Source organism: Dietzia cercidiphylli (assembly GCF_014145145.1).
GTDB lineage: Bacteria > Actinomycetota > Actinomycetes > Mycobacteriales > Mycobacteriaceae > Dietzia > Dietzia natronolimnaea.
Map to the genome: position 1 here is coordinate 1 of NZ_JAALEA010000235.1, position 12,042 is coordinate 12,042.

At 70.2% G+C, this 12,042-nt stretch carries 9 protein-coding genes and 1 pseudogene; 1 reads left to right on the forward strand and 9 read right to left on the reverse strand.

Annotation, left to right across the window (positions count from 1 at the left end; all coding sequences use genetic code 11):
- Positions 1 to 109: 109 nt before the first annotated feature.
- From dnaJ to G6028_RS08985, 7 genes and pseudogenes are all read right to left on the reverse strand, one after another.
- Entirely contained in the window at positions 110 to 1,273 is a 1,164-nt protein-coding gene (dnaJ, locus tag G6028_RS08955) for a molecular chaperone DnaJ (RefSeq protein WP_179524963.1), read from the reverse strand.
- Positions 1,274 to 1,333: 60 nt separating this feature from the next.
- Positions 1,334 to 2,374: a heat-inducible transcriptional repressor HrcA gene (gene hrcA / locus G6028_RS08960; RefSeq protein ID WP_179524962.1), complete on the reverse strand. Its 1,041-nt coding sequence runs from the start codon at positions 2,372 to 2,374 to the stop codon at positions 1,334 to 1,336.
- A gap of 49 nt (positions 2,375 to 2,423) precedes the next feature.
- Positions 2,424 to 3,641: a radical SAM family heme chaperone HemW gene (hemW, locus tag G6028_RS08965; RefSeq protein WP_182658675.1), complete on the reverse strand. Its 1,218-nt coding sequence runs from the start codon at positions 3,639 to 3,641 to the stop codon at positions 2,424 to 2,426.
- A gap of 686 nt (positions 3,642 to 4,327) precedes the next feature.
- Positions 4,328 to 5,716, reverse strand: a pseudogene (locus tag G6028_RS08970) (WS/DGAT/MGAT family O-acyltransferase); the annotation flags it as partial.
- Between the two features lie 142 nt (positions 5,717 to 5,858).
- Positions 5,859 to 6,068, reverse strand: coding sequence for a hypothetical protein (locus tag G6028_RS08975; RefSeq protein ID WP_179524959.1), 210 nt, complete (start codon positions 6,066 to 6,068; stop codon positions 5,859 to 5,861).
- 9 nt (positions 6,069 to 6,077) lie between these two features.
- The gene (locus G6028_RS08980) at positions 6,078 to 8,186 is read right to left on the reverse strand and encodes a M3 family metallopeptidase (RefSeq protein ID WP_182658677.1); all 2,109 of its coding nucleotides are present in this window, start codon (positions 8,184 to 8,186) and stop codon (positions 6,078 to 6,080) included.
- Positions 8,187 to 8,219: 33 nt separating this feature from the next.
- The gene (locus G6028_RS08985) at positions 8,220 to 9,041 is read right to left on the reverse strand and encodes a TSUP family transporter (RefSeq protein ID WP_182658678.1); all 822 of its coding nucleotides are present in this window, start codon (positions 9,039 to 9,041) and stop codon (positions 8,220 to 8,222) included.
- 26 nt (positions 9,042 to 9,067) lie between these two features.
- Here G6028_RS08985 and G6028_RS08990 point away from each other — a divergent pair, with 26 nt between their 5' ends.
- Positions 9,068 to 9,586 carry a CGNR zinc finger domain-containing protein gene (locus tag G6028_RS08990; protein WP_182658679.1) on the forward strand — a complete coding sequence of 173 codons (519 nt, stop codon included), beginning with the start codon at positions 9,068 to 9,070 and terminating at the stop codon, positions 9,584 to 9,586.
- A gap of 22 nt (positions 9,587 to 9,608) precedes the next feature.
- Here G6028_RS08990 and lepA read toward each other — a convergent pair whose 3' ends face one another.
- Together lepA and G6028_RS09000 are read right to left on the reverse strand one after the other, a co-directional pair.
- Positions 9,609 to 11,468: a translation elongation factor 4 gene (gene lepA / locus G6028_RS08995; protein WP_182658680.1), complete on the reverse strand. Its 1,860-nt coding sequence runs from the start codon at positions 11,466 to 11,468 to the stop codon at positions 9,609 to 9,611.
- Between the two features lie 58 nt (positions 11,469 to 11,526).
- On the reverse strand, positions 11,527 to 12,042 hold a 516-nt coding region (locus tag G6028_RS09000; RefSeq protein WP_182645851.1), incomplete at its 5' end, for an EthD domain-containing protein.

A 12,042-nucleotide genomic window follows, 5' to 3' on the forward strand; every position in this document is an offset into this window, starting at 1 on the left:
CCGCACCCGCAGGGCCGAGCCGGCGTGCCGGCCCTCGGCGCCGTCGAGGACGGCCGTCTCGCCGACGGCGGGGACCGCGTCGACCCGGAACAGGGGCGGGGTCACCGGCTCAGTGACCCGCGACCGCGTCGCGCAGACGCGAGAACAACCCGCCCCGGCGGGCGGTGTCCTCGTTGACGATCTCTGCCGAGTCGCCGCCGAGACGGCGGAGTTGCTCCACCAGGTCCCGCCGCTTGCGGTCGAGCTTGTCGGGGATCACCACCTCCATGTGCACCGTGAGGTCACCGGCACCGCCGCCGCGGACACGCGGCATCCCGCGGCCGGACAGCGTGACCGTGTGGCCCGGTTGGATGCCGGCCGGGATGTCGATCTCGAGGTCGTCACCCACCACCGTCTCCAGGTCCACCCTGCCCCCGAGGATGGCGTCCACGACCGGGACGCGGACCGTGCAGTGCAGGTCCTCGCCGTCCCGGACGAACACCGGGTGGGTGCGCTCGTTGACCTCGATGTAGAGGTCTCCGGCGGGACCACCGCCGGGGCCGACCTCACCCTGTCCGGACAGCCGGATCCGCATCCCGCCGCCGACGCCGGCCGGGATCTTGGCCGAGACGGTGCGGCGCTTGCGGACGCGGCCCTGGCCGGTGCAGTCACCACAGGGATCGGTGATGATCTCGCCGGTGCCGGCACAGGTGGGGCACGGGCGGCTGGTCATGATGTTGCCCAACAGGGAGCGCTGGACCGACTGGATCTCACCCTGCCCCTGACACATGCCGCACTTCGCGGGCGGCGCGTCGCTCGCCGAGCCCTTGCCGTGGCAGGTCTCACACAGCACCGCCGTGTCGACCTGGATCTCCTTGGTGACGCCGGTCGCGCACTCCGCCAGGGTCAGGTTCACGCGGATCAGCGCGTCCGAACCCGGCTGCACGCGGCTCCGGGGGCCGCGTCCGCCGCCGCCCCCGCCGCCACCGAAGAACGCCTCGAACACGTCGCCGAGACCGCCGCCGGCGCCGAAGCCACCGCCAGCGAAACCGCCGCCGTATCCGCCGCCGGGCGACGAGTCGAGGGGATCGCCGCCCATGTCCACGACACGACGCTTCTCGGGGTCGGTGAGGACCTCGTACATCGCGGTGATCTCCGTGAACCGCTCACGCGCCTCGTCCGACGGGTTGACATCGGGGTGCAACTCGCGGGCGAGCTTGCGGTAGGCGCGCTTGATCTCGGACTCCGAGGCACCCCGATCGACCCCGAGGGTCCCGTAGTAGTCGCGTGACACGTGTCGCCTTTCGTCAAATGAACTCAATGGAAGAACTGGTCCCGGGTGAGGCTACGGGCGTCAGTGCCCGGACAGGATCTCGCCCACGTAGTGGGCAACAGCGGCGACCGAGGCGATTGTTCCCGGGTAGTCCATCCTCGTGGGCCCGAGCACCCCCATCCCGCCGAGCATCTGGCGCTCGGAACCGTACACGGAGGACACCACCGACGCGCCGCGGATCTCCGCCGCCCGGGTCTCCTCCCCGATCTGGACGGTGACCCCTCCGGGCCCTCCCATCCCCACGGACTGCGCCGCCGAGAGCAGCCGGAGGATCACGACCTGCTCCTCCAGGGCCTCGAGGACCGACCTGAGGGACCCGTCGAAGTCGGCTGCGCTGCGCGTGAGGTTGGCGGTGCCGCCCAGGACGATTCGGTCGTCGGGCTGCTCCACCAATGTCTCCACCAGCACCGTCACGCACCGTTCCGCCGCATCGCGGTGGTCCGGACGAGCGCGGTCAGGCGTGGCCGCCAGGGCCTCGGAGGCCTCGCTGAGCCGCTTGTCCGCGACCGCCTCCGAGAGGAGGGACCGGAGCTCGGCCAGATGGTCGTCCGTCAGCGGGGCCGCGAGTTCGACGGTCCGCTGGTCCACCCTGCCGGTGTCGGTGATCAGCACCAGCAACAGACGGGTGGGGGCCAGGCTCACCACCTCCAGGTGGCGCACGGTGGAGCGGCCCAGGACCGGGTACTGGACGACGGCGACCTGGCGGGTGAGCTGGGAGAGCAACCGCACGGCCCGCCGGAGGACGTCGTCCAGGTCGACGGCACCCTCGAGAAACGCCTGGATGGCCTTCCGCTGGGCGCGCGAGAGGGGGGTTATCTCCTCGATCGAGTCGACGAAGTGGCGGTAGCCCTTCTCCGTGGGGATCCGTCCGGAACTGGTGTGGGGCTGGACGATGAAGCCCTCCGCCTCGAGGACGGCCATGTCGTTGCGGATCGTCGCACTGGAGACCCCCAGGGAATGGCGGTCGACCAGCGTCTTGGAGCCGACCGGCTCGTGCGAGGCGATGTAGTCGGAGACGATCGCGCGCAAGACCTCGGTCCTACGATCGGCCGTGCTCGACATGGATCCCCCTCCTCGCGCCCTGCGTACAGACGATTCTAGGCCAGCGGCTCTACAGGAGGACGTCGCGCACGACACCGTCCGCCAGCAACCTGCCCGACTCCGTCAACGCGTACCCGGGACCGTCGGGCCCGTCGGCGGGCCGCCGCCGTAGCAGACCCGCCGACACCTGGAGGTCCGCACGTTCCCTCTCCTGCGCCGTGAACGCCCCGTCGGGGAGCCCTTCGGCCAGCCGGAGGCCGGTCATGATCCGCTCGAGGTGACGGTCGTCGTCGTGCAGTCGCTCCCCGCCCTCGACCGGGAGGTCCCCGGCGTCCCACGCCGCGGCGTAGCGCGCAGGATGGCGCAGGTTCCACCACCGGGCTCCGGCGACGTGGGAGTGCGCCCCGGGTCCGATCCCCCACCAGTCACCGCCGCGCCAGTACCCCATGTTGTGACGGCAGTAACCCGACTCGTCGGTCGCGAAGTTGGAGACCTCGTACCAGTGGAACCCCGAGCGCGACAGTCGCTCCGCCACCTGTTCGTAGCGGTCGGCCAGCACGTCGTCGACGGTCCCGGGCAGTTCTCCCCGACGGATTCTCCGGGCCAGGGCGGTGCCGTCCTCGACGATGAGCGAGTAGGCGGACACGTGGTCCACCCCTGCGTCGACCACGGCGTCGAGGGTGCGGGCGAGGTCGTCGTCGGTCTCCCCCGGCGTCCCGTAGATCACGTCCAGGTTGACGTGGTCGAACCCGGCTCGGGCGGCCTCGGCGACCGCCTCCTGCGGGCGACCGGGGGTGTGGGCGCGGTCCAGGACGCGCAGGACGTGCGCCGCGGTGGACTGCATCCCCAGCGAGATCCGCGTGTATCCGCCCTCGCGCAGTCGTCCGAAGAACTCCGGGGAGGTGGATTCGGGATTGCTCTCGGTGGTCACCTCGGCTCCGGGCGCGAGCCCGAACGTCGACCGGATCCGATCGAGCATCCCCACCAGAACGTCCGCACCCACCAGCGACGGGGTTCCGCCGCCGACGAAGACGGTGTCGACCTTCGGCGGGGTGCCCGACCCGGCCAGCACCGACGCCGCCCGCTCGATCTCCAGTGCGGCCGCCCGTTCCCAGTCGGCGGGCGAGGTGGCGGACCCGAGTTCCCCGGCCGTGTACGTGTTGAAATCGCAGTAGCCACAGCGGGACGCACAGAACGGGACGTGGAGGTAGATCCCGAACGGCGCCCGCGGGTCGCGCGGCGGCGGGGAGAGAGCGAGACCAGCCGGATCGTGGGCCCCGGTCGTCACGCCTGACCGGTCACGCGGTCGCCACCGGTCTCACCGCCCCCCGACTCGGAGGTCGCGGGCCCCTCGTCCGGAACGGTGGCGGCCGGGGCGCTGTAGGTCGGTGCGGCGGCGTCGGGCCCCGTGGCGGTACCGGTCGCCGGTTCGGACGCGGAAGAGTTGTCTGGTCTGGGCACGGAGCCCACAGTGCCGGATGACGGGTTGGCCGTGCGCTCGACGGGGGTGACGGGCTTGGAACCCGTGGGCTTGTCGGACGTCTTCCGGGCCGAGGTCTTCCTCGCGGCGGCGGTCCTGGAGGCCGACTTCTCATTAGCCGATGTCGAGGCGGGGGCGGTCCGGCCCGTGGTCTTCTCGGCGGTCGGCTTGGTCGCGGTGGACGTCTTCCTGTGGGCGGTCGACTTCCTGGCGGCTGTCGTCTTGGTGGTGGCCGAGGTCTTCTTCGCGGGAGCCTTCTTCGCTGGAGCCTTTTTCGCCGGGGCCTTCTTCGCGGTCGTCTTCTCCGCGGTCGACGTCTTCGCGGTCGACTTCTTCGCCGGGGCCTTCTTCGCCGGGCGCTGTCGGTCGGAGGCGTTCGTGGCGGCCCCGTCCTTGCTCGCGGACGACTGACGGCCCGCCTTCTTCAGGTCCTTCCGCAACTGCGCCAACTCGGCGGCGGACATCCGCTCCGCCGTGGGGGTCCCGCTCGCCTCGCGCTTCTCGGCGGCCTCGACGAGTTCCTCCATGGCCTCGCTCACCGCGTGGGCCATGGGCCAGGGGTCGGGAACGAGGTCCTTGCACGCGATGAACCCGAAGTGCAGCTCTCCGTCGAGCGACATCACCGTGCAGTTGAGGCCGGCGCCGTGGAACACCGGCCCCATCGGAAGCATCTTCGTGACCCTGGCCCCGAGGAAGTACAGCGGGATGTTCGGACCGGGCACGTTGGAGATGATGAGGTTGTGCACCACCGGGTGGCGCTCGGAGAGCCTCAGGCGCGAGTACATCCGGACCGCGGAACCGAAGACGGACGGCGCCGCGAACTGCGCCCAGTCGGTCAGGAGATTGGCGTCGAGCGCGTCGGTGTGGTCCTTGGCGACGGTGTTGGCGTCCCGGATCGACTCCAGACGCTCGACCGGGTCGTCGATGTCCGTGGCCAGCGACATGAACATGCCCGACACCCGGTTGGTGCCGGGGCGTGACTCCGCGGCGTGCACCGACATCGGGACCATCGCGATGAGGGGCTTCGACGGCAACTCGTCCAGGTCGTCGAGGTAGTTGCGCAGGGCGGTCGAGCAGAGGGCCAGCACGACGTCGTTGACGGTGGTGCCGAAGGCGTTCTTGATCCGCTTGACCTGGTCCAGGTCCACACTGGCGTAGGAGATGGACCGGTGCCCGGTGATGGTGCGGTTAAACGGGGTGCGCGGGGCGGTGAATGGTGCCGGCATGGCGAGACCCTTGCGGGCCCTGTTGATCCACGAGGGAAGGACACCCAGTGTCCCCGGCAACAGCGAGGCCAGACGCCACGGGGTGGCCAGCCGGGACAACGCCCCGCCGACGGCCAGTTCGAGGGCTCCCGAGCCTCCGGCGGTCTCCTGCACCAGTTCCTGGTCGAGGGACGGATCCTCCGGGGTGAGCGAGCACAGCTGGGACATCATGTTGGCGCCCGTGACGCCGTCGACGGTCGAGTGGTGCATCTTGGCGAACACCGCGAACCGTCCGTCGGGCAGCCCCTCGATGACGTACATCTGCCACAGCGGCATCGATCGGTCTATCGGCTGGCTGGCCAGGTGACCGCACAACTCGGCAAGGACCTCGTCACCACCCGGTTCCGGCAGGCCGACCCGGTGGAGGTGGTGGTCGATGTTGAAGTCCTCGGCCTCGACCCACACCGGGTGGTCGATGTTCAGCAGTGAGTCGTGCAACTTGCGCCGGAAACCCGGCATCCCGGTGACCCGGCGGGCGAGTTCCGCGCGCAGCGCGTCGAACGAGTAGCCGCCGTTCATCTCGGACCCGTCGAGGACGATCAACCCGCACACGTGCAGGAGCTGGGCCCTGGTCTCGAAGTAGAGGAAGCTGGCGTCAAGTCCACTCAGGCGCTGCATGGAGGGAGTGTACGTCCGGAGTCCGTCCCGCAGAGTCGGTTCCGCGGACGGCCCGTCCTCACCAGACGTCGAGGATGAGCCACGCGATCACGACGAGCGCGATCAGCAGGATCAGGGCGAGAGTCACACGCGACCGGGGCATCTACAGGACCTCCTTCCCGGTCTCGGGGTCCCCGGCGGCGACGAGCCCCCGGAACCGGTGCACGAGCACATCGGCCACCCGCTCGACGACCACCGCGACCAGGAAGAACAGCGGGACTCCGGCGGCGAGCATGATGAACACCTGCAGGGGGAACGGCAGGGTGGCGAGCCAGAGCTCGACCCTGTCCCAGAACTCGAGGAATGCCGTCACGGATCGATCCTACGACCGGCCGGCGGTGGCGACCTCGCGGCCGCCCACCACCGAACTGTCCAGGCCCCGGCGGCGCAGCAGCGCCGAGGGACTCGGGTCCGCACCGCGCATCGCCCGGTAGGCGTCGAGGAAGTCGATCGCCCCGCCGCGGGACAGGACCTCACGGCGCATCGCGTCCCCCGAGGACCGCTTCAGTCCCCCACGTTCGGCGAACCACTCGGCGGCGTCCGCGTCGAGCACCTCGGCCCAGAAGTAGGAGTAGTAGGCCGCCGAGTACCCGCCGGCGAAGATGTGCTGGAAGTACCGCGACCGGTACCTGGGCTCGACGCCGGGGACGTCGAGTCCCGCCTCGGCGAGCACCCTGGCCTCGAACTCGTCGACATCCGTCACCGCCTCGGCCTCCTCGAGGGTCAGCGAGTGCCAGGCCAGGTCCAGTAGGGCGGCGGCGAGGTACTCGACGGTGGCCTGCCCCTCACCGAAGCGTTCGGCCTCCCGCATCCGCGCGACCAGATCCTCGGCGATCGGCTCCCCCGTCTCCACGTGCCGGGCGTATCGCGCGAGCATCTCCGGCCGGCGCGCCCACATCTCGTTGACCTGTGAGGGGAACTCGACGAAGTCGCGCGGCACCGAGGTCCCGGAGAACACCGGGTACTCCACGTCCGAGAGCAGGCCGTGGAGGGCGTGCCCGAACTCGTGGAACATCGTCGTGACCTCGTCCATGGTGAGCAGCGTCGGCTCACCCGCCGCGGGGCGGGACAGGTTCATGACGTTGACGACGACGGGACGCGAATCCAGGAGCCGGGACTGGTCGCGGAACGAACTCATCCAGGCCCCGCCCCGCTTGGTCGGACGTGCGTAGTAGTCGAGGAGCAGCAGACCGATCCCGGCGTCGGGCTGGTCCCGCTGGTCGTCGAAGACCTCGATCACCCGGACGTCCGGGAGGAATCCGCGCAGGTCCGTCCGCTCGGCGAAGCGCAGGCCGTAGAGCTCGGAGGCCGAGTGCATGACCGCGTCGCGCAGCACGCGCTCGAGCTCGAAGTACGGCCGGACGCGTGCGTCGTCCACCTGGAAGCGGTCGGCGCGCAGCCGCTCGGACTCCCAGGCCCAGTCGGCCGGGTTCAACTCGCGGTCCTCCCCGCCGAGCAGGTCCTTGGCCTCGTTGCGGGCATTGGTGACGGCGGCGTCGACCACGTCGAGCAGCAGACCTCGTGCCGCATCGGGCGACCCGGCCGTCTCCACGGCGAGTACGTGCTCGGCGTGGGAGCCCAGCCCCAACAGGTGCGCGCGCTCGGCGCGGAGCCGGACGATCTCCAGGACGATCGGGGAGTTGTCGTGCTCCGGGGTCGAACCCCGTCGCAGCGAGGCCTCCATGACCCGCCGCCGCAGACCCTGATGGTCCAGCCACGCGGAGATCGGCTGCACCGTGGGCAGTCCCAGCGGGATGAGCCAACCCTCGCGTCCCGCCTCCGCGGCCGCGGCGGCGAGCGATGAGCGCATGGACGCGGGCAGCCCGGCCAGCTCCGCCTCGTCGGTCACGGGGACGGCGAGCTCGGCGGTGGAGGCGAGCAGGTTCTCCCCGAACGCCGTGGTCAGTTCGGCCAACCGGGTGTCGATCGCCGTCAGCCGCTCGCGGCCCGCCTCGTCGAGTCCCGCACCCGCCCGGAGGAGGTCACGGTGATGCCGACGGATCAGCCGCGCGGTCTCGTCGTCGACCTCCAGCTCCCCCAACTCCAACGCCGAGTGGACGGCGTCGACCCGCGCGTGGAGGCCCTGATCGGTCATGACGGCCGAGCCGTGGGCGGCCAGGAGCGGCGAGACCACCCGGTCCACGTCGAGCCGGGCGGGGGTCGCATCCGGACCGAGGAGCCCGTAGAACACCGACAGGACCCGGTGGAGCGCCCGGCCCGACCGCTCGAGGGCGATGACCGTGTTGGCGACGGACGGCGGTTCCGGGTTGGCCACGATCGCCGCGACCTCGGCCGCGTGGTCGTCGATCGCCGTCCGGATGGCCGGCTCCAGTTCCGCCTCGTCGATCGCCGCGAAGTCGGGCAACCCGTACGGCAACGGTGACTCGTCGAGCAGCGGGTGGCGGCCGGGTTCGGGGCTCGGGAGGGTCATGGGGGCGAGTCTACGTCGGCTCCGCGGGACGCCTCACGTCCACTGGGCCACCGTGTCCCACGCCAACTTGACCGCCAGGATGCCGATGACCACGAGGAACACCACCCGGATGAACTCGTTGCCGTGTCGCATCGCCATCCGCGCGCCGATGAACCCCCCGGTGAGGTTGGCCACCGCCATACAGCCACCGATGAGCCACAGCACCTCGCCGTGGATGCCGAACACCAGGATCGAGGCGATGTTGGTGGTGAGGTTGGCGAGCTTGGCCGCCACGGTCCCCTGCAGGAAGCCGAAGCCCAGGAACGCGACGATCGCGATCACGAAGAACGACCCGGTCCCCGGACCCAGGACCCCGTCGTAGAACCCGATCAGCAGACCGATCAGCGCCGATCGCCAGATGCGCGCCCACCCGGTGTACCGGTTCTCGTGGGTGCGACCCATGGTGGGCCGGAACCACGTGTAGGCGCCCACCACGATGACGGCCACCAGGACGACCGGCGTGAGCAGGTCCCTCGCGATGAACCTGGCGACCGACGAGCCGGCGGCCGACCCGGCGAAGGCCGCGACCACCAGCGGGAGCACCATCCCGATCGGCACCCGGATCCGGCGCAGGTAGGTCAGGGAGGCGACCAGCGTCCCGGCGACCGAGGAGAGTTTGTTGGTCCCGAGGATCTCCGGGGTCGAGGCATCCGCGGGCAGTCCGAGCACCAGCGCCGGGAGCTGGATGAGTCCTCCCCCGCCGACCACCGAGTCGACCCAGCCTGCGACGAACGCGGCCAGCACGAGCGCGGCCAGGACCCACACCGAGACCCCCACCGCCGGGGACGCGGCCAGACCCGCGAATGACTGAGGCATACCGATCACTGTGCTGTAATCGGTTTGTGTATATCAACCCTTACGGGGCCGATCCGGTGACCCTCGCCGCCGACCTGGCGAACCGCCGCCCCCGCACCACCCGCGAACTGGTGGACCGCTGCCGCGAATCGGGGGTGACCATCGACCGGGGGGCGTGTGACGAGGACCTCGAGGAGGTGCTGACGTTTCTCGACGACTGGCTCGTCGTCGTCGACACCACCGACCCCCGCGGGCGGGCCGACGCCCTCAACGCCCTGCTCGCCGACCACTCGGCGCCGCCGCGACTGACCGACCACGACGGCCACTGGCACGTCCACTACCGCGCGGACGACGTCTCGTTCGCGCGGCTCCTCACCGCCATGTTCTCGGTGGGGACCGCACTCCACCTGACCTCACGGGGCATCGACCGGCTGGCCAGATGCGCGGCCGACGACTGCTCGGACGTCTTCGCCGACACCACCCGCAACGGGCGCAAGCGGTACTGCTCGACCCGCTGCACCAACCGGTCCGCCGTGCGGCGGCACAGAGCGAGGCACTGGGCGTGAGCCCACGCGGAGCCGACGGCCGCTACTTCTTGTCCGCGCTCGACTCCGCGGACAGCGCTGCCACGAAGGCCTCCTGGGGCACGTCCACGCGGCCGATCGACTTCATGCGCTTCTTGCCCTCCTTCTGCTTCTCGAGCAGCTTGCGCTTGCGGCTGATGTCGCCGCCGTAGCACTTGGACAGCACGTCCTTGCGGATGGCGCGGATGTTCTCGCGGGAGATGATCTTCGCGCCGATCGCCGCCTGGATGGGCACCTCGTACTGCTGACGCGGGATGAGCTCCTTGAGCTTGCCCGTCATCTTGTTGCCGTAGGCCTGGGCGTAGTCGCGGTGCACGATCGCGCTGAACGCGTCCACGGCCTCGCCCTGCAGCAGGATGTCGACCTTGACCAGATCGGACGCCTGCTCACCGGCCTCCTCGTAGTCCATCGACGCGTAGCCCTTGGTGCGGGATTTGAGCGAGTCGAAGAAGTCGAAGATGATCTCGCCCATCGGCATGACGTAGCGCAGCTCGACGCGGGTCTCGGACAGGTAGTCCATGCCCTTCATCTCGCCGCGCTTGGACTGGCACAGTTCCATGACGGTGCCCACGAACTCGCTGGGAACGATGATCGTGCACTTGACGATTGGCTCGAAGATCTCGCGGTGCTTGCCCTCGGGCCAGTACGACGGGTTGGTGACCTGGTGCTCGCTCCCGTCCTCGGCGACCACGCGGTACACCACGTTCGGGGCGGTGGAGATGAGGTCCAGGTTGAACTCCCGCTCCAACCGGTCCCGGGTGATCTCCATGTGCAGCAGACCCAGGAATCCGCAGCGGAAGCCGAAGCCGAGCGCGACCGAGGTCTCCGGCTCGTAGTCCAGCGAGGCGTCGTTGAGCTGGAGCTTGTCCAGGGCGTCGCGCAGGACCGGGTAGTCGGACCCGTCGATCGGGTAGAGCCCGGAGAACACCATGGGGTTGGGCTCGGCGTACCCCGCGAGCGGCTCCTCCGCCCCGCCGCGGGCGCTGGTGATGGTGTCGCCGACCTTGGACTGGCGGACGTCCTTGACGCCGGTGATGAGATAACCGACCTCGCCGGGCCCGAGCCCCTTCGTCGCTTTGGGCTCCGGCGAGATGATCCCGACCTCGAGCGCCTCGTGCGTCGACCCCGTCGACATCATCCTGACTTTCTCGCGCGGGTTGAGCGAGCCGTCGAACACCCGGACGTAGGTGACCACGCCGCGGTAGGTGTCGTAGACCGAGTCGAAGATCATCGCGCGGGCCGGGGCGTCCGGGTCGCCCACGGGCGCCGGGATCCGCTCGCACACCCTGTCCAGCAGTTCCTCGACGCCCATGCCCGTCTTGCCGGAGACCCGCAGGACGTCGTCCGGCTCGCACCCCACGATGTGGGAGATCTCCTCGGCGAACCGGTCCGGGTCCGCGGCCGGGAGGTCGATCTTGTTGAGCACCGGGATGATCTCGAGGTCGTTCTCCATGGCCAGGTAGAGGTTGGCCAGCGTCTGGGCCTCGATGCCCTGCGCGGCGTCGACCAGCAGGATCGCCCCCTCGCACGCCTCGAGGGCGCGGGAGACCTCGTAGGTGAAGTCCACGTGGCCCGGGGTGTCGATCATGTGCAGGACGATCTCCTCGCCCTGGTGGGGGCCGGACCGCGGCACCCACGGCAGGCGGACGTTCTGCGCCTTGATGGTGATGCCGCGTTCGCGCTCGATGTCCATCCGGTCGAGGTACTGGGCGCGCATGAGCCGCTCCTCGACCACGCCGGTGAGTTGCAGCATGCGGTCGGCGAGCGTCGACTTGCCGTGGTCGATGTGGGCGATGATGCAGAAGTTCCTGATCCTGGCGGGATCGGTGAACGTCGTCTCTGCGAAGTTGGGAATCTCGATCACTCCTGGAGGCGGGCCCGGGCGTGGCGGGGTGCGGTCCGACCGGGCGATGCCCCCATTGTCACACGTGCGGGCTCCGGATACGCATCACGTACCGTCCCGTGGGGATCGCGTCGACCGTGCCGTCGTCGAGGAACCGGGCCGTCGAGGCGGTCATGGCCTTGATGTTGTGGCTCATCCTCTCATCGCTGCCCCGGGAGTCGAAGAACACCCCGAGGTCCCCGGCCGCCTCGATCGGGAACACCTCCTCGACGATCCCCGCGATCTCCGGCGCGTCCCCGGTCAGTGCGCGGACCACCACGTGCTGGGTGTAGGCGGTGGTGGACTGCGTCTCGATCGCCACCGGCGTGTGCTCCTCGAGCCAGACGCGCAGCCATTCGTCGCGGTCCAGCCGCCCGGGGCGACGCAGGAAGGCCAGATTGGCCATCCCGGGACACCTCCCGTCCTCCCCCGGCTCCGGCACGCGGAGCGGCTCCGATCCGGTCACCGACCACGCGGAGACCGGGCCCAGCCCGCGAAGGGCGTCGAGGACGCCGGCGCAGGCGGTGGCCGAGGCCACCGGCACCCGCGCGCGGAC

Excerpts from the sequence above, each read along its gene's own strand:
- G6028_RS08985 (WP_182658678.1), bottom strand. The coding sequence starts at position 9,041 with ATGCCTCAGTCATTCGCGGGTCTGGCCGCGTCCCCGGCGGTGGGGGTC.
- hrcA (WP_179524962.1), bottom strand. The coding sequence starts at position 2,374 with ATGTCGAGCACGGCCGATCGTAGGACCGAGGTCTTGCGCGCGATCGTC.
- G6028_RS08980 (WP_182658677.1), bottom strand. The coding sequence starts at position 8,186 with ATGACCCTCCCGAGCCCCGAACCCGGCCGCCACCCGCTGCTCGACGAG.